The 19,405-nt window shown below is 67.2% G+C and carries 21 protein-coding genes, 3 tRNA genes and 1 pseudogene; 14 read left to right on the plus strand and 11 right to left on the minus strand.

The genetic code is table 11. The features are described 5' to 3' along the window. The 3 genes from IH09_RS33630 to IH09_RS33640 all read right to left on the minus strand — a co-directional run. A partial coding sequence (locus IH09_RS33630) for a DUF2797 domain-containing protein (protein WP_110952764.1) occupies nt 1–782 on the minus strand: 782 nt, incomplete at its 3' end. A gap of 389 nt (nt 783–1,171) precedes the next feature. After that, nucleotides 1,172–2,197: a GlxA family transcriptional regulator gene (locus tag IH09_RS33635; protein ID WP_052861373.1), complete on the minus strand. Its 1,026-nt coding sequence runs from the start codon at nt 2,195–2,197 to the stop codon at nt 1,172–1,174. Nucleotides 2,198–2,393: 196 nt separating this feature from the next. Beyond that, nucleotides 2,394–2,467: transfer RNA gene (locus IH09_RS33640), tRNA-Met, on the minus strand. An 88-nt stretch (nt 2,468–2,555) separates the two neighbouring features. Here IH09_RS33640 and IH09_RS33645 point away from each other — a divergent pair. The 4 genes and pseudogenes from IH09_RS33645 (at nt 2,556) to IH09_RS33660 (ending at nt 6,480) form a co-directional block, all read left to right on the plus strand. Further along, nucleotides 2,556–3,041 (plus strand): hypothetical protein, encoded by a 486-nt coding sequence (locus IH09_RS33645; RefSeq protein WP_404827310.1) that lies wholly within the window; start codon nt 2,556–2,558, stop codon nt 3,039–3,041. 110 nt (nt 3,042–3,151) lie between these two features. Beyond that, nucleotides 3,152–3,835 carry a nucleoside/nucleotide kinase family protein gene (locus IH09_RS33650; RefSeq protein WP_318279644.1) on the plus strand — a complete coding sequence of 228 codons (684 nt, stop codon included), beginning with the start codon at nt 3,152–3,154 and terminating at the stop codon, nt 3,833–3,835. A gap of 462 nt (nt 3,836–4,297) precedes the next feature. Then, nucleotides 4,298–4,824: pseudogene (locus tag IH09_RS33655) on the plus strand (VOC family protein). Between the two features lie 540 nt (nt 4,825–5,364). Next, complete coding sequence (locus IH09_RS33660) at nt 5,365–6,480, plus strand: FG-GAP-like repeat-containing protein (RefSeq protein ID WP_052861358.1); 1,116 nt, start codon at nt 5,365–5,367, stop codon at nt 6,478–6,480. Between the two features lie 964 nt (nt 6,481–7,444). On the opposite strand, the gene IH09_RS40765 is transcribed toward IH09_RS33660, so the two are convergent. The 5 genes from IH09_RS40765 to IH09_RS33675 all read right to left on the minus strand — a co-directional run bounded on the left by IH09_RS40765 (nt 7,445) and on the right by IH09_RS33675 (nt 10,988). Continuing rightward, the gene (locus tag IH09_RS40765) at nt 7,445–8,095 is read right to left on the minus strand and encodes an MAE_28990/MAE_18760 family HEPN-like nuclease (protein ID WP_190233491.1); all 651 of its coding nucleotides are present in this window, start codon (nt 8,093–8,095) and stop codon (nt 7,445–7,447) included. After that, nucleotides 8,096–9,265 (minus strand): DUF262 domain-containing protein, encoded by a 1,170-nt coding sequence (locus tag IH09_RS33665; RefSeq protein WP_052861359.1) that lies wholly within the window; start codon nt 9,263–9,265, stop codon nt 8,096–8,098. A gap of 445 nt (nt 9,266–9,710) precedes the next feature. After that, nucleotides 9,711–10,115, minus strand: coding sequence for a hypothetical protein (locus tag IH09_RS33670; protein WP_052861360.1), 405 nt, complete (start codon nt 10,113–10,115; stop codon nt 9,711–9,713). Then, on the minus strand, nt 10,112–10,534 hold the full coding sequence (locus tag IH09_RS38400) for a hypothetical protein (protein ID WP_205379173.1): 423 nt from the start codon (nt 10,532–10,534) through the stop codon (nt 10,112–10,114). The genes IH09_RS33670 and IH09_RS38400 overlap by 4 nt, the downstream gene beginning before the upstream one ends. 46 nt (nt 10,535–10,580) lie before the next feature. Further along, nucleotides 10,581–10,988, minus strand: coding sequence for an NUDIX domain-containing protein (locus IH09_RS33675; protein ID WP_052861374.1), 408 nt, complete (start codon nt 10,986–10,988; stop codon nt 10,581–10,583). A gap of 108 nt (nt 10,989–11,096) precedes the next feature. On the opposite strand from IH09_RS33675, the gene IH09_RS33680 reads away from it, so the two are divergent. The 10 genes from IH09_RS33680 to IH09_RS33725 all read left to right on the plus strand — a co-directional run bounded on the left by IH09_RS33680 (nt 11,097) and on the right by IH09_RS33725 (nt 17,867). Continuing rightward, entirely contained in the window at nt 11,097–11,885 is a 789-nt protein-coding gene (locus IH09_RS33680) for a GntR family transcriptional regulator (RefSeq protein ID WP_052861361.1), read from the plus strand. A gap of 187 nt (nt 11,886–12,072) precedes the next feature. After that, nucleotides 12,073–12,429, plus strand: a complete 357-nt coding sequence (locus tag IH09_RS33685; protein WP_052861362.1) for an SCO3933 family regulatory protein — start codon at nt 12,073–12,075, stop codon at nt 12,427–12,429. Between the two features lie 5 nt (nt 12,430–12,434). Next, nucleotides 12,435–13,679 (plus strand): FtsK/SpoIIIE domain-containing protein, encoded by a 1,245-nt coding sequence (locus IH09_RS33690; protein ID WP_052861363.1) that lies wholly within the window; start codon nt 12,435–12,437, stop codon nt 13,677–13,679. A gap of 87 nt (nt 13,680–13,766) precedes the next feature. Then, the gene (locus IH09_RS33695) at nt 13,767–14,453 is read left to right on the plus strand and encodes a DUF2637 domain-containing protein (protein WP_052861375.1); all 687 of its coding nucleotides are present in this window, start codon (nt 13,767–13,769) and stop codon (nt 14,451–14,453) included. A 14-nt stretch (nt 14,454–14,467) separates the two neighbouring features. Then, nucleotides 14,468–14,653, plus strand: coding sequence for a hypothetical protein (locus tag IH09_RS33700; RefSeq protein ID WP_052861364.1), 186 nt, complete (start codon nt 14,468–14,470; stop codon nt 14,651–14,653). Further along, nucleotides 14,653–14,844 carry a mobile element transfer protein gene (locus IH09_RS33705; protein ID WP_052861365.1) on the plus strand — a complete coding sequence of 64 codons (192 nt, stop codon included), beginning with the start codon at nt 14,653–14,655 and terminating at the stop codon, nt 14,842–14,844. Before IH09_RS33700 ends, IH09_RS33705 begins: the two co-directional genes overlap by 1 nt. Before the next feature lie 13 nt (nt 14,845–14,857). Beyond that, on the plus strand, nt 14,858–15,052 hold the full coding sequence (locus IH09_RS33710; RefSeq protein ID WP_052861366.1) for a hypothetical protein: 195 nt from the start codon (nt 14,858–14,860) through the stop codon (nt 15,050–15,052). A gap of 24 nt (nt 15,053–15,076) precedes the next feature. Then, on the plus strand, nt 15,077–16,438 hold the full coding sequence (locus IH09_RS33715; protein ID WP_110952762.1) for a replication initiator: 1,362 nt from the start codon (nt 15,077–15,079) through the stop codon (nt 16,436–16,438). Further along, nucleotides 16,435–16,644, plus strand: a complete 210-nt coding sequence (locus tag IH09_RS33720) for an excisionase family DNA-binding protein (RefSeq protein WP_052861367.1) — start codon at nt 16,435–16,437, stop codon at nt 16,642–16,644. Before IH09_RS33715 ends, IH09_RS33720 begins: the two co-directional genes overlap by 4 nt. Next, entirely contained in the window at nt 16,632–17,867 is a 1,236-nt protein-coding gene (locus tag IH09_RS33725) for a tyrosine-type recombinase/integrase (protein WP_190233492.1), read from the plus strand. Before IH09_RS33720 ends, IH09_RS33725 begins: the two co-directional genes overlap by 13 nt. A 77-nt stretch (nt 17,868–17,944) precedes the next feature. Here the strand turns inward: IH09_RS33725 and IH09_RS33730 are convergent. The 3 genes from IH09_RS33730 to IH09_RS33740 all read right to left on the minus strand — a co-directional run bounded on the left by IH09_RS33730 (nt 17,945) and on the right by IH09_RS33740 (nt 19,270). Beyond that, nucleotides 17,945–18,017 (minus strand) — tRNA-Arg (locus tag IH09_RS33730). A 133-nt stretch (nt 18,018–18,150) separates the two neighbouring features. After that, nucleotides 18,151–18,930 carry an HD domain-containing protein gene (locus IH09_RS33735; RefSeq protein ID WP_110952763.1) on the minus strand — a complete coding sequence of 260 codons (780 nt, stop codon included), beginning with the start codon at nt 18,928–18,930 and terminating at the stop codon, nt 18,151–18,153. Between the two features lie 249 nt (nt 18,931–19,179). Further along, nucleotides 19,180–19,270 (minus strand) — tRNA-Ser (locus IH09_RS33740). Between the last annotated feature and the right edge of the window lie 135 nt (nt 19,271–19,405).

Raw genomic sequence — 19,405 nt, forward strand, 5'->3', positions numbered from 1 at the left:
CCCCCGGAAGCCATCGAAGCCCCCAAGTCCCCACCAGCCCCACTACCTCCGGAAGCCCCCCAAGCCCCCGAATCCGCAGCTTCCTCCCTCGCCCCTTCCCTCTCCCCCGCTGCTCCCGCCAACCGCAGATACAGATCCGGCCCGACCCCGGCCAGCACCTCCCCCACCACCTCCGCGCCCGCCGTCAGCCCGCCCAGCTCCACCGCGCCCGCCGGCACCCGGTCCAGACCGAACAGCTCCGTATGGTCCGTGGCGACGAACTCCACCGGCTCCAGCGTCTCCGGCCAGCCCGCCAACGCCCGTGCCCTGGCGTGCAGTTCGGCAAGCTCGGCCACCCGCTCGGACCAGGCGGGCAGCGCCCCGCGCGCCGCCCGCTTCACCGCCTTCCCGAACCTGTCGGGCACCGCCAGCGCGCTCCCCAGCAGCGCCTCCGCCCGCCGCGCGGCCATCAATGGCCCGCGCCCCAGCCATGCGTACGCCACCGCCCCCTGCTCCACCAGCCGCGCCGGACCGCGCTCGGCGGCCGTGATCCCCACCTTGAGCAGACCGGGACCGAAGTACGCGAGATAGACGCCGTACGGGCGCGGGTCATCGGCCATGGTGTCCGCGGCCACCGACCGCGACCGGTCCAGCTGGGCGCACCGCGCGCACTGGTCCTTGGCGCTCGCACCGTCGATCACCGCCGCGTACGGGCACACGATCCAGCGGCCGGCCCGCCACACCCCCAGGCAGCGCCGCTCCCCCTCCGCGGCGAACGCCAGCGCCTTGCCCGCGGGGAGCATGCTCACCCGCACCTCGTCCCGCTCCGCGCAGTACCAGCCGAGCCGCTGCGCGAACCGCCCGGATCCTACGGAGCGCTCGGTGCCCACGGGGCGCTCGGAGCTTCCACGCCGCTCGGAGCGCCCGGACTGCTCAGCACGGGCAGCCCCCTCGGATCGCACGGCCCCCTCGGATCGCGCAGCCCCCTCGAATCGTGCGGGCTGCTCGAACCGTGCGGGCCGCTCAACGCGCGCAGGCCGCCCGAACCGTCCGGCGGCCTCCACTCCACCACCCGACCAACGCGGTCCCGTACATCGCCACACACCCTCAGCCTACGACCCGCCCCACCCGTCCCACCGCCCGACGGCCCCCGACCACCCACCGCCCCCACACACAACCGCTCCCCGGCGCCCTACTCCTCCACCCTCGGCTCCGAACCCCGAAAGGTGCCGCGATACGCGCGCGGCGAGACCCCCAGCGCGGACTGGAAGTGCCGGCGCAGCGAAGCCGCCGTACCGAAGCCGGCCGCCGTCGCTATCCGGTCCACGGGAAGTTCCGTCTCCTCCAGCAACTGCCGCGCCCGCTCGACCCGTTGCTGGGTCAGCCACTGGTTCGGCGAGATCCCGGCCTCCTCCCGGAACCGCCGGGTGAAGGTCCGTACACTCATCGACTCGCGCACCGCCAGCTCCCGCAGGCTCAGCGGCCGGTCCAGGTGCTCCAGCGCCCACGCCCGCGCCGCACCCGTCGACGAAGCCCGCGGCTCCGGCACCGGCCACCGGATGTACTGAGCCTGGCCGCCCTCCCGGTGCGGCGGTACGACCGTACGGCGGGCCACGTCATTGGCCACCGTCGCCCCGTGGTCCCGCCGGATCATGTGCAGGCACAGGTCCATACCGGACGCGACCCCGGCCGCCGTCAGCACCTCGCCCTCGTCCGTGTACAGCACGTCCGCGTCCAGTTCGACGTCCGGGAACAGCCGGCGGAAGTCCTCCACCGACGACCAGTGCGTGGTCGCCCGCCGCCCGTCCAGAATCCCCGCCGCGGCCAGCACGAACGCCCCCGTACAGATCGACGCGATCCTCGTCCCGGGCCGGATCCGGCCCAGCGCCTCCGCCATCGGCGCGCTCAGCCGCCCCGTACCGGGTTCGTAGTCCGCCCCCGACGCCGGTACGACCACCGTGTCGGCCGCCGCCAGCGCCTGCGGCCCGTGCGCGACATGCACCGTGAAATCCGCGTCCGTACGCACCTCACCTGGCTCCAGCGCGCAGGTCACCACCTCGTACAGCCGCTCCCCGGTCACGGACCTGGCCGCGCCGAAGAGCCGGTGGACGATGCCCACCTCGATCGGCAGCATCCCGTGCCGCACCAGCACCGCGACCCGGTGCCGACACCCACTCCCCGCAACCGCCCGCTCACTCCCGCGCCCGCTTTCCCTCATCTCAGCCATCGCCACCCCCATGACATCGACACTCAATGACATCGCCACCCCATGACCCGATCCCTGCGCTCCAGCCCCACCCGGCCGCCCAACCTCACCCGCCGCCGAGCCGCCCGGCCACCGGAAGCAGCCGCCACATCGCACGCAAAACGCCGCAGGCCCAGTGGAATGCTTTCCACTGGGCCTGCGGCGTTCGTAGCGGGGACAGGATTTGAACCTGCGACCTCTGGGTTATGAGCCCAGCGAGCTACCGAGCTGCTCCACCCCGCGTCGGTAGGTATGACACTACGCGACTCCTGCCCCAACACCTAATCTGCTCTCCACAACGGCCGCCCACTCCCCCGCCCAGGAGCCCGCCATGCCGCCCGCCGCCCTCCACTACGTCCGCTTCCAGAGCACGACCCGCCACCCCCACGGCCACTTCCCCGGCGTCTTCGCCCTCGTCAACACCCTCGCCAAGGAAGGCCGGCTCACCCCCGGCCAGGAACGCTTCCGACGCACCAACAACGACTGGTACGACGCGAACTACCCCAACCCCTCGGACACCGACCCCACCGTCTACGACCGCACCCTGAACCCCGGCGCCGTGGCCTGGTTCAAATCGACATCCCACGACCTGATCGCCCGCGTGGACGGCTACCTCGCCATCCTCGCCGCCCACCACATCCCCTGCCACCGCCTCCACTCCGCCACACCCCGGGCCGCATCGTTTACGAGGACACCCACCAAATCGTCGTCACCCCCCACCCCACCCGACCGACCGCCACCACCGGGGCCACGGCGACGGCAGAGACCACCGAGGCCGCGAATACGGAGTAACTCCCCTCCCAATCAGGCAAGTTGATCTGCTTCCCTCGCCCTCCGCCCCTCTGCAAGACTGCCCCGATGGCAGCGCACCCGGCAGACCCTGCGAATCCGGGGAACCCTGCGGCCCCGGGGAACCCCACACACTTGATCACGGTCCTCGGCAGCAGCCCCGGCGTCGGCAAGTCCACGCTGTGCGCCGCCCTGGCCCGCTGGCTGACGGACACCGGAGCCGCCGTCGACCACTTCGAAGAGGCGGACATCCTCACCCGGCCGGCCTTCCGCCCCGTGGCCGAGCAGTTCGCCGACGGCAGCGGCCGCGTACGGCCCGAGACCCTCGTGGAGTCCACCCGCGCCTACGTCACCCAGGCCCGCGCGGACGGCACCGAAATACTCATCACCGACGCACTGCTCCCCTTCATCCCCTCCCTGGTCGCCTGGGGCCACGACGAACCGACGATCGCCCGCGTCATCGACGACCTCGAAACAGCCGTGGCACCCTGCCAGGTGACCGTGATCTACCTACGGGACGACCCGGAAGCCGCCCTCCGGCGCGCCATCGAACGCGAAGGCCCCCAGTGGGAGGACTGGTACCTCACCAAACTCCGCCACTCCCCCGGCACCGCGTCCGTCCACGACCTCCCCTCGGCCGCCGCCCATCTGCGCCACGAGTCCGACCTGACCCACCGCCTCCTGGCAGCCACCCCCTGGAACGTCATCACCGTGAACGTCACCAACCGCACCCCGACCCAAACCGAAACCACCACCCGCCACCAACTGACCACCCACCTCACCAACCACCACGCCACCCCACCCGCACGACCACAGCCCTGACCTGCGGCCGGCTCGGCGGACATCGCGGACCCGTCTGCCATACGCGATGCAAAAACCCCGCCCGGGTGACCCGGGCGGGGCTCTCACTGCTGTGCGCTCGGCAGGATTCGAACCTGCAACCTTCTCTTCCGTGGGCTTCGGGCACGGCTGTGCGGCGACGCCGCCTGATCAGCCGCCCCATGTTCGGTTCACCGCCGGTGACAGCCCATGTGCGCCATCAGCGTCGCGGACTCCCTGCGTGACCGTCATGAGCAGTGCCTGACAGACTTCCTGACGCGATGCCACCAGTTAAGGCTCACCGCAGCCTGAGTGGCCGGTGGGGTGAGTGCTGTTCAGGGTCCGGCCAACCCCTGGCCAAGGCGGTTCCTCAGGCCGAGGCGTCGGTGCGTCATGGCAGCTCAGAGCAGGTGCCCAAAAGAACTCGCACGCCTGCCCAAGGGGGGATCACCTAAGTTGTGCGGCATGACGCTGCAACTTGTTCAGGTGAACTTCAAGGCCCGGGACGACTCGGCGCTCGGCCAGTTCTGGGCGGAGGCGCTCGGCTGGGACGTTTCCAGCGAAGGGCCCGGCGTCACCAACCTGGAACCCGTGGGCTTCGCCTGGCCGGACCCGTCCGCCGTCTGCATCGATCTCGCCGCGTCCCGGACCCGGAGACAGTGAAGTACCGCATGCACATCGAGCTTGCCACCACCTCCGATGCCCATCAGACGGAGTTGGTCACACGGCTGAAGGAACTCGGGGCGACGCCCGCCGATGTGGGTCAGGGCGTCGGGCCGTACCTGGAGTTCCGCCGCACGCCCGACGACGAGGTCGTGGGGAACCGCGTCCATCTCGACGTGATGTCCGACCCCGTCGAGGATCAGACAAGGGAGGTCGCCCGGCTCGAAGGTCTCGGCGCGACACGGGCCGCCGTGGGGCAGGGTGACGTCTCCTGGGTCGTCCTGGCCGACCCGGCCGGCAACGAGTTCTGCGTCCTCGGCCGGGGCTGACACGGAACTCCGTCCGCGCCCCCATGGCCGTTCCGTGGCTGACCGGTCCGACGCGTGCGTGGTGTGCGTGCTTCCCGACCGCCACCTCACGACGGCCTGACCCACGTATACGGCAGGAGAGCCCCGAAAGATTCAGCGGTCTTGAGAAGTGCTGTGCGATAGCCCCGCACTGCGGGACCAATCCCACAGCCTCCGCAGATGGACGGCCCCTGACCAGGAATCTCCGGGGCAGGGGCCGCTTTCCTTCCTCCTCTGCGGATCAAGCAGGTGCCAGCCGGCAGAGCGCCCTACGCAGCCGGCTCGAAGACTTCCCTTCCACGCTGCTTGCGACATGCTGCGCTCACCGGCCTCTCCGCCCGGCCTCGGTCTGTGGCCCCGGCCACTCGATTCCTCTATCGTCTTGGGATCCAGCAGCCAGTCGAAAAACCAGGGGGCTCGTTGTCTTCGGAACCGTCATCGCAGAGTGGCAACCCGGACCCCATTCCTGGCTCAAGTCCCGGGCAATCCCTTTCTCCCCCGCAGCAGTTACGCAGGCGCCCGGTGCGGGAGTGGTTCAGCGGCCTGTCCGAAACCGGCAAGGTCGCTCTCGTTGTCGCTGTGATCACGACTTTCGGCGGAGGGGTTTTCGGCGTCGTCAACGCTGTCATTTCCACGTCAGCCAACAGCAACGATGCCGACAAGCCCGGCAAGGGAACGTCGACGGCTGCGGCTCACGGCGGTGATCCCACCTCCAGGAACAACGCGGCCGACAGCAAGCCGGACGAATCGAAAATGCGCCTGTGCAACGAATACCCGGGTGGATGGGATGAGAGCGACAAGGAAATCGCTCCGGACAGCCGCTTCGATGCCGATAAGGAATACATCACCTTCGCCGACATCGACGGAGACGGACGCGATGACTACCTTGTGGTCAACCGCGATACCGGAGCGGTGAGGGTATGGAATAATCTCAGAAACGTTGACGGCAAATTCAAGTGGGGACGTGTCGTGTCTATGACCTCCGGCGTCGACGGCTTCGACGCCGAAAAGGAGGACATCGATTTCGCCGACATCGACGGAGACGGACGCGACGAATATCTGGTGGTCAACCACGAAACCGGAGCCGTGAAGGCGTGGAAGTGCAGCGGAGACGACCAATTTGGCCCGCCCAAGTGGAGAATCGATGCGCGAATCCCCAATAACATGGGGAAAGGCGCCATGATTACGTTTGCCGACATCGATGGAAACGGGCGCGACGACTACTTGATGGTCGACACTGCGTCCGGCGCGGTACAAGCGTGGTTGAATCTCGGCAGCAACCAGTACGGCCAGCTTGAATGGAAGCACCTCGAAAACGTCATCAGCGACGGCCTGAATGGTGGACAGCTACCCACCTTCCATAACGTCGACTGCGATAAACGCGCAGACTATCTGGTCGAAACCACGAAAGGGCCGTTGAATGCGCGGATGAACCGCGGTGCCGCAAGCGACGGCAAGTTCGTCTGGGAGAAGGAAGTGCAGATCGCCAACGGCGGCGGCCTCGACGGCAAGACGGTACGCCGCGAGTTTGCCGACCTCAATGGCGACGGACGTGACGACATCCTGTGGATCAAGCGCAAAACCGGAGTAGTGATCAAGACCTTTATCAACAACGGCGGCGACCGCGACCCCGTCTGACGCGACCCCGAACCTTTGGGACGGCGCGCGGCGCTTATGCCCAGCCCCACGTGCAGGGCCGCCGCCGGCTGCGGTCAGCCCTTATGCGCGGTGGTCGCCGTCAGCGGGGCAGGTACGGCGCTCGCTCGGCACTGCCGAAGGAGTCACATCCGTCGCCTTCATGGCCGCCGACCGCCGCTGCGGCACCACTCGCTGAAGACCGGCCGAGATGCGGCCGCTCACGGCGATCCAGAAAGTGACGGAGCCGGAGGGCCTGCTGATCACAGATCCGCCGGCCTTCCAGCGGCCATCTGATCCGGCGTGCCCCAATGTCCGAGGCAGTCGCCGTCAATCACGGCCGTCAAGAGAGACACCAGAGGCTCCGTCGATTCCTCGACGGAGCCTCTGACCTGCTGTGCGCTCGGCAGGATTCGAACCTGCAACCTTCTGATCCGTAGCTCTACAGGCATCGATCATTGGAGGTCATAGAGGCTGTCCGGAGGATCATGAGGGCCGGTACGGGGCACTGCTGGCTGCTGGGGTTGCTGTACTTCGCTGCTGTACCGCAGGCCACGCGCGAGGCGGTTGTCAGTGCGCCTTGCTAGCTTGCCTGGTGGAGTGAGACCGGTCAGAGAACCTTCGAGGTCCGCGGTCAAGGGGGGTGGGCATAAAGGTCCCCGAGAACCACCTCGGGACTATGTTGCAGCCCCAGACCCCACCCCCCTCGTCACCCGGCCAACACTCTTTCCAAGTCTGTTGGTCCCCTGCTGGGCGGAGTGCAGGCTCGTTCACCTGAGTTCATGGGCAGGGCAGTGCTGGGACGACCCCATGCGGATGGTCGCGCTTGAACGGCGGCAAATGAGACGGAAACTGAGACGGTCTGGCGTACAGCCAGGGCGATGATCAGCTTGCCGAAATGGCGTGGGCTCAGGTCGGCGAACGGGGCTATCCAGGAGGCATTACCAATACCCGCTCGAAGTAAAACCTAGAGTTCCTTGCGTCTTCGGTATGTCTGGTTCTCCGCTGCGGCGCCAACGGCATTTCGAACGAAATCCATGATCCCGAGAACTTCTAAATGCAACTCTTCATATGAATCCGCGTCGACACTTAGATATTGACCGTGGGCTATTTCGTTCCGCACTCTTAGTAGCTCATAGTCGATTAGCCTCGTCTTGGTTTGGATAGGAGAAGAGTCGAGGCCTAGCGATTCAAACAAATCGAAGCATCTGGTGCTGTTCAAGTTGGACTGAGTATCCACGCCTCGACGCCATGGAATCTGCGCTCGCGTAGTATCTCCCGTGAGGATCGATTGCGCCCGTCGTACAACTCTACGAGCCGCGGAAAGTCCTTCCTGAGAGTCCAGCGCGGCCTCATGGCCAAGCGCCACGAAGGCAGGATGAAGCTCTCCATAGGTCAAGCGGCGGCGTCCGACGTACTGAAGGTACATTGACAAGCAATGCTTCGCGTAACCTTCCCAGTGCGCGTAAAGGAGAGGTACGCCTGCGCGGCAAAGGGTGCGCTGAGTGGTGCTCTCAGACTTCGCCCTTCGAATTGTACTGAGATAGCCGTGAAGCTCACTGCGGCGCCACGCAAGATCTTCGTCTAGTGAATCCTGGAGTTCAACGAGTGTCCGCACTTAATCCCCCAGAGAGAATACCTTCTGACCAACCTCAAACATGTGAGGGATGCGCAGCTCTGCCGACTTCCCTGCGCCAGCCCGGTTACGGAATGTCTCATCTTTCCAGACGTTCTGCACCCTCTGGCGTAGGAGCCGCGGTCGGACTCCATCTTCTAGCTGTTTCCAGTGTTCATAATTGAGGCTCAACCCAGTTGTCACCGCCTCGAAGGCGGAAACCGTGAATCTTCCGCTGTGCTTAGACTTTGCAACGTCATAACGCTTGAAGGATGATTCCCCGAGGGCCTCATTCAGCCAGGAAAAGATGTCCATGAAGCGTGCACGTTCGAAGTCTCGATCGAAATCATCAGATTCGATGAAATGACGCATTCGAGAAGTTAGAAACTCGCCAACGTCAGAAAGGCCAGAGAGGTCAGATCGATGAGCGGTAATAACGGAGAGATAGCGGAGGGCAAGCTCGACACCGTACGCCTCCTCCTCCTGCCGTTCGGTAATGCTGACGGTCTGCTCGAATGCAGGAGTTGAGGCTAGTGACTGGAGCCACCTATAGAAAGTTGGGTCCAGCATCACAGCAAGGCAGTTTCGAGCCTCCTGCTCGGAAAGATGGGCGCCGCTATTTAGCCGCTGGAACAGGTCGAACTTCGCTTGTTCATCGCTTGTATGCTCGACGATCTGGAAATCGAGTCGAGCACGTTTAAAGAAGCGTTGCTGGGCTTCCGAGAGAACGGTGATACCTTCAGCCTCGCGAGGAACCACTGACTCACTCCATACCACCCCCTCAAGGCTTTTCAGATAGTCTCCGGCCGTAAGCGGGGCGGGGGTGTCCAGTTCCCCATCATCCCTTCGCAGCGCACCCATGAATCGGAAAAGAGTGGACAGTCGCTGAACTCCATCTACGACATCCCAAACGCCGTCTTTGCGAGCCGCAACAAAAATTGGAGGGATGGGAATGCCGAGGAAGACGCTCTCGATCAGACGGGACTGCTGCTGAATTCCCCACCGGAAGATCCTCTGGAATTCGGGGTGAATTTCCAGATCTGAATTATCGTACATGGATAGCGCTTCATTAATTGCCATGCTGTACCGATCGGTATGGATCTCACGAGAACGCTTCACGATTTCTTCCTGCAGCCCCACCTGGTCCTCCTTGAACGTCAGCTGCTTCGACATGCGGCTCCCCTCCCTTATCGCCCTACTGCGACAGTATGGACTGCATCTCGGTTGCCCGGGGCGCTGTTGGCTGAGGTGCGGAGCCAGATAGTTAGGTCGGTGGAGCGGGTTTGGCCGGTGGCCTGCCCGGTCTGGGGTCGAGCATGATCAGGGGGCCGTACGCTGGTTGGCAACTCGGGCAGGCTTTGTGCCTGACCGCAATTAGCACGAGTGGCCCCCTGGTCTTGCTCGACGCGGGACCCGGACCGGGGAGGTGGGTAAAGCCGCGGAGCCCCCAGCCACGAAGTACCCCTTCTCTGACGTCAGGCGCCTGACTGCTTTGAGCGCGGCACGGACCCCGGCCGGGCTGGAGCGGGGCGGAGACAGGAGCGCAGGCCCGGCCGGGGTCCGGGCCGCGCGCGGCGAGCAGGGCGAGCCGCCTTGAACCTGTAGAGAAGGTTGTTACTCAGTAGGGCGTGGGGGCTTTTGGTCGTGGTGTGAACTTCCCGGCGCAGGATGGGAGTTCGGTCGCCTCGCGATCGGCCAGGCCGAGGAAGAGTACGGGCCGGGCGGTCCATTCGATGTGGGTGTCTCGGTGGCTGATGGTGACGGCGTAGGGCGTGGTGTACGCGAGGGCCTCGATGGCGCTGACGTAGCCGCCGGCCAGCCAACTACGGGCGCATGCGGCTGTCTCAGGTTCGAGGGCTGAGGTGATCCCGCGGAGTGCGACGCGGATCCATCGGACGGCTTGAACGGCGTTGCGGGCCTCGCAGGAGGCGAGTAGGACAGGGTCCTCGCCGGTCGCCGGGCTCTGGGTCCAGCATTCGCACCAGTAACCGGGGCGAAGCGCGGGCATGGCTTCGTGGTTCATTTCGTGTTCCATGCGGGGCTCACTGACAGCGTGTAGCGGGTGGCTTCATCGGAGATCGCGAAGAGGTAGGAGTCGCCTCGCGCGAGGGTGAGCAGCGCGTACTCGTGGGCGGCGTGATCACTGAGCCAGTGGTGAACCGGTCGGGCTACCGGGGCATCGAGTTGGTCGGCGATGTCGATGGCTCGGCGGCGAAGCCAACGCAGTGCGAGGCGTGGAGTGGCCGCGAAACGTAAGCCGAGGGAGATGGAACAGCTCTCGTGAGGCGTGTGGGCGACAGCTTCGCACCGGTAACCGGCACTGACGCCAGCTGCTTGATCACGGCCGATGCCGCACGCCGTCCGCCCACCGTCGCCAAACTTCTCCAGCGAACTTGGGCAATCGAGTCCAACAGCTAGGCGACTGCTCATATACTCGTGCATACAAGCTCCTTTGCGCTGGTAGGCCGCTATGGGTAGTGGGTTCGTGCTAGATGAGTTTCACGCCGTCGTGTGCTCGCACGGTGGGTGGCGACGCCGCGTCCAGGGCGTCCAGGACGCGAATCGCGTACGCCTCGTCGGCGAGCTCGGTGACTTCTTCGCGGGTGACCCAGCGCAGGGCGCGAGTCTCCTCGCCGGTGGTGGGGGTGCCGTCTACGGCTTCGCAACGGAAGACCATCGAGACGATCAAGCCGGTCATGTTCTTGTAGATGCCGGTCAGGGCCGCCGGAAGGGCGATCTTGATGCCGGTCTCTTCGAGTACTTCGCGCTGGAGCGCGTCGAGGATGGTCTCGCCTGGTTCGAGTACGCCGCCGGGCGGTTCCCACTGGCCGTTGTCGCGGCGCTGGATGAGCAGAGCCCGGCCCCGGTCGTCGACGATGACGCCGGCGACGCTCACGGAGTGCGGGCGCTCGGTGCTCACGGAACTTCGATCCCCTCGGCTGGCTAGGCTTCCCACCGTAGCAACAAGTGTCAGCCGCTCGTCTAGATACCTAAAGGAGTCAAAATGCCCGCACAGGCCACCGCCCCGCTCGGCGCACTGGATCCCACCAGTGACCGCGCGGTGTTCCGACAGATCGCCGATCAGCTTCGCGAAGCGATCGACAAGGGCCGGTTCAAGGAGGGCGACAAGCTCCCGTCCGAGACTGAGCTGGTCGAGCACTACGGCGTATCGCGGATGACCGTCCGCAACTCTCTATCCCTCCTCCAGGGTGAGGGGCTGGTGGTCTCCGAGCACGGCAAGGGTGTCTTCGTCCGGCCGCGTCCGCCGGTCCGGCGGCTGGCTTCGGACCGCTTCGCCCGGCGGCACCGGGAACAGGGCAAGTCGGCGTTCACTGTGGAGGCGGAAGCCGCGGGGAGCCGGCCGGAGGTGGACAGTCTTGAGGTGAAGGAGGAACGCCCCTCGCAGGACATCGCTACCCGTCTGGGCGGACCGCGCCGGGTGCTGGCCCGTCGCCGCCGCTATCTGCTCGACGGCCGGCCGGTCGAGTTCGCTACGTCGTACATCCCGCTGGACCTGGCGACCGGCACCCCGATCGCCGAACCCAACCCCGGCCCCGGCGGCATCTACGCCCGGCTGGAAGAGCTGGGGCACCGCCTCGACCACTTCGACGAGGAGATCCGCGCCCGGATGCCCTCGCCCCAGGAGGTCAAGACGCTCCGGCTGGCCTCCGGCGTCCCGGTGATTCACCTGGTCCGTACCGCCCACGACACCGAAGGCCGCGCGGTCGAGGTCTGCGACACGGTGATGGCTGCCGATGCGTACGTCTTGAACTACCAGCTCCCGGCTAACTGACACTTGGGCGGATGGAACGCTGAGGTGCTTCCGCTCCCTCCTCCGCCGACTCGTACACGTGAGAGTGGGTTCTTGTATAGACGAGCAGCCGTCTCTATGTCATAGTTGCCGCCAGGCTCCCTCGTCATAGGGGCCGCAGACAGCAGCTTGTCTAGATGACTAGCTGTCGATGGAGAAGGAGAAGGCATTGCGTTCCATCCGCGTGGAGACCTCGGCGGCCACGATCCTGCTGACCGAGGCTCCGGAGAAGAAGCTGAAGGACCGGCGGACCGGTGAGGTCGCCACCGACGCCAATACCGGTGACGTGCTGTGGACGCTCGGGGTCGTCTACATCGAGGACGGCGAGTCGTCGCTGGTCAAGGTCACCGTGCCGGAGAAGGGGCTGACCGAGGGGCTGGCGGTAGGGGCTCCGGTCTCGCTGGCCGGTCTGGTGGCTCGGCCGTGGGAGTCCACGTTCAACGGTCAGGCGCGGCACGGCATCGCCTTCCGGGCCACGGCCGTGATGCCCGCCGAGTTCCCCGTTCCGGCTGCGGCGGCGGCCTGATCGCCGTGTCCGATCTGCTGACGTTGCTGGAGGTGGGTGCTCCGGTCGCCGCACTCGGTGGCGGGGGCGCCTACCTCCGGGCGAAGCACCCGGCCGCCTTCTGGTGCACGGCCGGCCTGCCGATCTCCACGGCCCGGCTGCTCGGTACGTACGGCTCGACCATGGAGTCGTGCGGGCTGACCGTCCAGCCGTCCCGCCTCCGCGCTCTGCTCGTCCAGGCGGCGACTCGGCGCGAGGTGCGGCCGGTTCCGCCTCGTCGGGGACTGATCCGACCGACCTCGACGGGCATGCGGGTCCGGCTCCGTCTGGCCCCGGGCCAAGAGCCGGCAGACGTGGCGGCCTCGGCTGAACGGCTGCGGCACGCCTGGGGTGTCCACGCGGTGTACGTATCCGAGGTCAAGCCGGGCGTGGTCGAACTGCGGCTCGTCGGCTTCGACGTGCTCCGCAAGGTCCGGATGCCGCGGAAGACCGAGGCCGGGTTCCTCAAGGTGCCGGTGGCGCTGCGGGAGGACGCGACCGCGTACGTCCGCGACTACCGCACGATCCCGCATCAACTCACCCTGGGCGCCACGCTCTCGGGCAAGTCGATGTTCCTTCGCCACCTGGTCGCCGGGCTCGCTCCGCAGCCGGTTGCCCTGGTCGGGATCGACTGCAAGCGGGGGGTGGAGCTGGCACCCTTCGCCCCACGGCTGTCGGCACTGGCCACGGACCCCGGGCAGGCGGCTGACCTGCTGCCGGTGCTGGTGCGGTTGATGGAGGACCGGTACGACCTGATCAAGGCCCGGCAAGGCATCGCCCCGGGGACCCCGGACGAGGAGATCGCTTCCGATATCTGGGGCCTGCCGGAGTCCGAACGCCCGGTGCCGGTGGTGATCGTCGTCGACGAGGTGGCCGAACTGGGCAAGGGCGCCACCATGCTGCGGGCCCAGCTCACCGGCCGTGTCTGCCATCGGGTCAACGACGAAGCCTCGGCCAAGATGGCTCTTGGGGACATTGCCCCTGAGGCGGTCGTCGCCGCCTGCGGCATCGCGCCCGAACGGCCCGGCCTGGCCGTCGCCGGGGACAACTCCGGCGGCTGGTCCCGCATCCGCACCCCGTATCTGTCGCTCGCCGATGCCGCCGCTGCGTGCGCTGCCTCGGCCCACCTGGTGCCTGACGTTCCGGCGCTCGATCGCTTCCGGCCCGTCGTACCTGCTGGGCCGACCAACCCGCCGTTCTCGCTGGTCAAACCGCTGCCGGTGACCGGCTAACCCACCTTCCCCCAACGGCCGGCGCGACCGTTTCGCGCCAGTTCCCTACCCGATCCATGCCAGAAATCGGAAGGAGGCCCGCCCATGCTGCGCGCCTACCTGGGCCGTGTGGACGCGGTGCTCGTCCAGGCCGTCATCGCGGCTGCCCTGTCCTTCGCCCACCTGCACGACATCGCGGCGGCGGCCGGGCAGGACGGTTGGAAGGGCTGGGCATACCCGGTCTCTGTGGACTTGTTGCTCGTGGCTGCTTGGCGGCGGCTGCGATCCGGGACTGCCAAACGGGCCGGGTGGTGCTGGTTCGTCATCGCGTTGACCGCGTCCCTCGGCGCCAACGTGGCGACCGCCGGACTGCTCGACGTGCACGCCGTCCCGGCCTGGCTACGCATCCTCGTCGCCGGATGGCCCGCGGTCGCCTTCCTCGGCGGAACCCTGCTCGCGCACTCCAGCCCCCGACGGGCTGAGGCGGAGGTGGCCCCCGCGCCTGAAGCGGAACAGGTCAGCGTTCCGGCATCCGGCCTGATGTTCGCCGAGCCGGAGCTGGAGCCCGCCGAGTTCGAGTCCAGCGAGGAGATGTCAGAGCCCGAACCTGCCCCGGCTGCGCCCCCTGGTCCCGCACCCTCGGCCCCGCCCGTCCCCGCCGCCCTGGTCGACCACGCCCGAAAGGTCGCCGCGGACCACCACTCCCGCACCGGCACCCCCATCGACACCACAACCCTGCGCGCCCGCCTCGGCGTCCCCGCACCACTCGCCGAAGCCCTCGCCGCCCAACTGTGAAAGGAGCTCACCCCATGCGTCCATCCACCCTCCGCGCCTTGCAGCGCGCAGCCGAACTCACCCGCAAAAACCGCTTCGTTGAGGCCATGGCAACCGCGGAGCCCGTCATCCTCGCCGCCGATCCGGACGAGAGCCAAGAGATCGCGCGCTGGCTCACCGAGCACGCCGACGACTTCGTACGCGAGCCGGAGAAGCGCTGATGCCCGCCAACCGCCGCTTCCGCAACATCGTCCGCATCGGCCCCGTCCAGATCGGTACCTCCTACGACACGAAGGGCCGGGAGAAGAACACCGCCGCGTGCACGGCCCCGCGTTGCGGCTTCTCCGCCGACTACGACAGCCGCTCCGCCGCCGAACTGGCCGCCCGCACCCACCTCTGCCCCGTCCGCTGAAAGGCCCCCGCCCGTGACCGTCACCCTGCCCCTGGTCCTCGTCCTCGGCGTCGTCGCCTGGGCCGCGATCAAGTTCCTCGGCATCCGCATGTGGGCCGCCATCGTGATCGCCCTCTTCGGCTTCTGGCTCGCCCACACCTTCCTCGCCCCCGCCGTGGAGTCCGGCACCCGCACCGGGGTTCACATCGTCAACGGCAAGCACATCTAGACAACTAGCCAAGGAGACCGCCTGATGCCCGCCCGCACCACACCTCCGATCAAGCACCTGGCTGCCCTGGCCTCCCTGGGCACCATGCCCGCCCTGCTCCGGCAACTCCGGGGCCTGGGCGGATGCGGCCAACCCATCCGCCTCGACGGCCACCGCACCGAGATCCACCCCACCACCGGCCAGATCCTCTCCGAGCTGCACGCCGCCGACCTGCCCGCCGGCCACCTCCTCGTCCGCTGCAACAACCGCCGCACCACCCGGTGCCCCACCTGCGCCGAGACCTACCGCCGCGACACCTACCAACTGATCACCACCGGCCTCCGCGGCGGCAAAGGCACCCCCGGACACGTCGCCACCCACCCCCGCGTGTTCGCCACCTTCACCGCCCCGTCCTTCGGCCCCGTCCACAACCGCCCCACAGGGCCCGGCAGAACCGTCCGCCCCTGCCGCTGCGGCACCCTCCACCCCGACGGCGCACCTGAGCTGGGCACCCCGATCAACCCGGACACGTACGACTACGAAGCAGCCGTGCTCTGGAACGCCCACGCTGGCGCCCTATGGCGGCGCTTCTCGATCTACCTGCGCCGGGAGATCGCCAAGCGAGCGGGCCTCACCCAACGGGCCTTCCGCCACCACGCCCGCGTCTCCTTCGCCAAGGTCGCCGAGTACCAAAAGCGCGGCGCCGTCCACTTCCACGCCGTCATCCGCCTCGATGGCCCCACAGGCAGCAACACCCCACCCCCGACCTGGGCCACCACCGACCTCTTGACCGACGCCATCCAGGCCGCCACCGCCAAGGCCACCGTCCCCGGCCCGGCCGTCGACGGCAGACGCCACACCTTCACCTTCGGCAAGCAACTCGACATCCGCCCGATCCGCTCCGCGGACTTCAACGGCGGCACCGAACTGACCGAACGCGCGGTAGCCGCCTACATCGCCAAGTACGCCACCAAGGGCGCCGAGACAGCCACCGGCACCCTCGATCGGCCGCTCAAGTTCCTCGCCGAACTCGCCCAACTCGACCTCAATGACCACGCCCGCCACATGATCCGCACCGCATGGACCCTCGGCGCACGCCGCGACCTCGAACACCTCCGGCTCCGCGCCTGGGCCCACATGCTCGACTTCCGCGGCCACTTCTCCACCAAGACTCGCCACTACTCCACCACCCTCGGCGCCCTCCGCACCGCCCGCGCCGAATGGCAACGCCTCCAAGCCCAGCCCAACGCCCCGGAGCCGACCCCCACCACCACCGCCGAAACCACCCTCGTCCTCTCCCACTGGACCTTCGCCGGCACCGGCCTCACCCCCGGCGAATCCTGGCTCGCCACCACCACCCACCACGAACACACCCGCCCCGAAGCCGAAGGAGACAACCGGCCATGACCACCACAGTCATCGAAAGGAAGTGGCACACCACCGCCGAAGTCGCGCAGATGCTCGGCTACGGCCTCTCCAAGACCAAGATGCTCGTGCTCACCGGCGAGATCCGCTCCATCAAGGACGGCCGCAACCGCCGCATCCTCCCCCGCTGGGTCGACGAGTACATCGCACGCCTCGCCCGTGACGCAGAGATGGAGTGGTCGGCATGAGCGGCAAGCGCGGCAACGGCGAAGGCTCCATCTACCCCTACAAGAACGGCTTCGCCGCCTACGTCTGGGTCACCACCCCGGACGGCACGAAGAAGCGCAAGTACGTCTACGGCAAGACCCGCGACGAGGTCCACGACAAGTGGCTCAAGCTCCACATGGAAGCGAAGAAGGGGCCGATGCCGACGCGGCACCGCACGCTCGACGCCTTCCTCTCCTACTGGCTTGAGTCCATCGTGAAGCCCAACCTCGCCCCGCTCACGTACGTGTCGTACGAGGGCTCGGTGCGGCTCTACATCGCGCCGCACCTGGGCCCCAAGCGGCTCGACAAGCTCACCGTGCGCGATGTGCGGGAATGGCTGACCAAGCTGTCCGGCATCTGCCAGTGCTGCGCCCAGGGCAAGGATGCCAAGCGGGCTCCCGGCCGCCGTCGCTGCTGTGCCGCCGGTGAGTGCTGCGAGGCATTCCCGTCCCGCCGCGTCGTCCAGGCTGCCCGTGATGCGCTGCGAGCCGCGCTCACCCACGACGTCACCGAAGAGGAGATCGGCAAGAACGTCGCAGCCCTGGTCAAGGTCCCCAAGCCCCGGCGCCGTCGCATCAAGCCCTGGTCCGCAGCTGAAGCGAGCCGGTTCCTGGCGGACGCGGTGGCGCGCGAGGACCCGCTCTTCGCGGCCTGGGTGCTCGTCCTGTGCCTGGGACTCCGCCGGGGCGAGGTGCTGGGACTCACCTGGAAGTCCGTCGACTTCGAGACCGGCGAGCTGTACGTGGATCACCAGATCCAGCGGGCGGGGCATCAGATCCTCCACCGCGAGACCAAGACGGAGGAGTCGGACGACTTCCTGCCGCTGCCGGCCTTCTGTCTCAAGGCTCTCCGGATGCGCCGCGCTCAGCAGACCGGGGACCGGAAAGCTGCCGGCGCCCTCTGGCAGGACAGCCATGACCTGATCTTCACGACGAAGTACGGCACGCCGATCGAGCCGGGGAACCTCACCCGAATGTTCGCGCTGCGCGCTCGCCGCGCCGGCCTCCGGGTCATCCCGCTGCGGAACACCCGGCACACCTGCGCCGCACTGCTGGTCCTCCTGAAGGTCCACCCCAAGGTGGCTCAGCGCATCCTCCGCCACTCGCAGATCGCGATGACGATGGAGGTCTACGCGGAAGCGGATGACGAAGCGGTGCGCGAAGCCCTGTCGATGCTGTCCGGCGCCATGGGCGGCGCCGACTGACCCGTTGCTGTACTTCACTGCTGTACGGCACGACAAAGCCCCCGCCCGGAGAACCCGGCGGGGGCTTTAACCTGCTGTGCGCTCGGCAGGATTCGAACCTGCAACCTTCTGATCCGTAGTCAGATGCTCTATCCGTTAAGCTACGAGCGCTTGGCTTTCCGGCGGTTTTTCTTTCCGGTCGGCGTTGCGTGGACAACATTACATGACCTGCGCCGTGAGGCGAAATCCATTCGACATAGCGCCTCTGACCTGCACAAACGCCCTCGTAGCGAGTTTCTTGGGGTTACTGGTCCCAGGGGGAGTCCTCGATGATCCGGACGAAGTTCGGGCGGGTGTAGCCCTCTTCGAAGCGGTCCAGGACGTCGGCCTTCACATTGCCGAAGGTGGTCTGGGGGCGGTGGGCCAGGCCCGTGTGGAAGGCGTGGAGGATGCGGCGCTTGAAGTCGGGGCGGGGGTGGGCGGCGGTGATCGCGTCGCGGGTCTCCGGGGGGAGGGTGTCGTAGCCGATGCCCAGGACGTCCAGTTCGACGCCGGCGGTGACGAGGGCGACCTCGGGGGCCATGTGGTGCGGGATCTCCGGCGTGGTGTGCAGGGCGATGCCCTCCCAGACGAGGCGGACGCGGTCCTCGGGGATGCCGCGGGCGGTCAGGAAGGCGCGGGCCTCGTCGGCGCCGTCGAGCTCGAAGCGCTGCTGGGAGCTGCGGAACTTCTCCGTCAGGCCGAGGTCGTGAAAGAGCGCGCCGATGTAGACCAGCTCCGGGTCGAAGACGAGACCGTGTTCCTGGCCGTGCCGGGCGCCGAAGAGGTAGACGCGGCGGGAGTGGTGGTAGATCAGGTCGTCCGTGAGGTCGCGGACCAGTTCGGTGGCCTCCTTGGCGAGGCCGCTGTCCGGGATGGCGATGCCCCCGATGCGTTCCGGGCCGCTTCCCGGGCCCGCGCCGCTTCCGGCCTGCGGCGTCTCGGGGGGCTTAGGTGCCTTGGGGGTCTCGTGGGACTTATCCGTCGTCTTAGGTGTCTTAGGTGTCTTAGGTGTCTCAGGTGTCTCAGGTGTCTTGGGTGCCATGGGTCAAGCGTGGCTCGTGGCAGCTGCCGGTGCCCTGTTCTATGAGGACAGACAGCCCACAGATATGGACACGAGACGGTGATGACGGGGCGGAGCAGATACCGCGGGCCGGACGCCGCGGGGCGAAGCTGCGCGGGAAGGGGGACGGCAGCCGGCCAGTACGCGGAAGGCGGGGGCCGGACACGGAACACGGCACACGGAAAGCACTCAGGCCCCGGTCGTGTACGACCAGGGCCTGAACGAAGAGAGCGGAGGCGGAGGGATTTGAACCCTCGATGGGTGGTAAGACCCAAACCGCATTAGCAGTGCGGCGCCATAGACCGGACTAGGCGACGCCTCCACACACCCCACGCGCGTTACCGCGCTGTGGTGTGTCCGAATGATGGCACAGCTCAGTGCGGTGTCACCAATCGCCCCCCACCGTACTCGCCGGGCGGGCAACGCGGCAAAGACGTTCCTGCAGCGCAACGTCGGG

This window comes from Streptomyces celluloflavus (genome assembly GCA_000720995.1).
Lineage (GTDB): Bacteria > Actinomycetota > Actinomycetes > Streptomycetales > Streptomycetaceae > Streptomyces > Streptomyces celluloflavus.

Coding starts and splice junctions, on each gene's coding strand:
- IH09_RS33720 (WP_052861367.1), top strand. CDS start 16,435: ATGACCACCACAGTCATCGAAAGGAAGTGGCACACCACCGCCGAAGTC.
- IH09_RS33700 (WP_052861364.1), top strand. CDS start 14,468: ATGCGTCCATCCACCCTCCGCGCCTTGCAGCGCGCAGCCGAACTCACC.
- IH09_RS33670 (WP_052861360.1), bottom strand. CDS start 10,115: ATGAACCACGAAGCCATGCCCGCGCTTCGCCCCGGTTACTGGTGCGAA.
- IH09_RS33665 (WP_052861359.1), bottom strand. CDS start 9,265: ATGTCGAAGCAGCTGACGTTCAAGGAGGACCAGGTGGGGCTGCAGGAA.
- IH09_RS33680 (WP_052861361.1), top strand. CDS start 11,097: ATGCCCGCACAGGCCACCGCCCCGCTCGGCGCACTGGATCCCACCAGT.
- IH09_RS33735 (WP_110952763.1), bottom strand. CDS start 18,930: ATGGCACCCAAGACACCTGAGACACCTGAGACACCTAAGACACCTAAG.
- IH09_RS33645 (WP_404827310.1), top strand. CDS start 2,556: ATGCCGCCCGCCGCCCTCCACTACGTCCGCTTCCAGAGCACGACCCGC.
- IH09_RS38400 (WP_205379173.1), bottom strand. CDS start 10,534: ATGCACGAGTATATGAGCAGTCGCCTAGCTGTTGGACTCGATTGCCCA.
- IH09_RS33635 (WP_052861373.1), bottom strand. CDS start 2,197: ATGAGGGAAAGCGGGCGCGGGAGTGAGCGGGCGGTTGCGGGGAGTGGG.
- IH09_RS33715 (WP_110952762.1), top strand. CDS start 15,077: ATGCCCGCCCGCACCACACCTCCGATCAAGCACCTGGCTGCCCTGGCC.
- IH09_RS33705 (WP_052861365.1), top strand. CDS start 14,653: ATGCCCGCCAACCGCCGCTTCCGCAACATCGTCCGCATCGGCCCCGTC.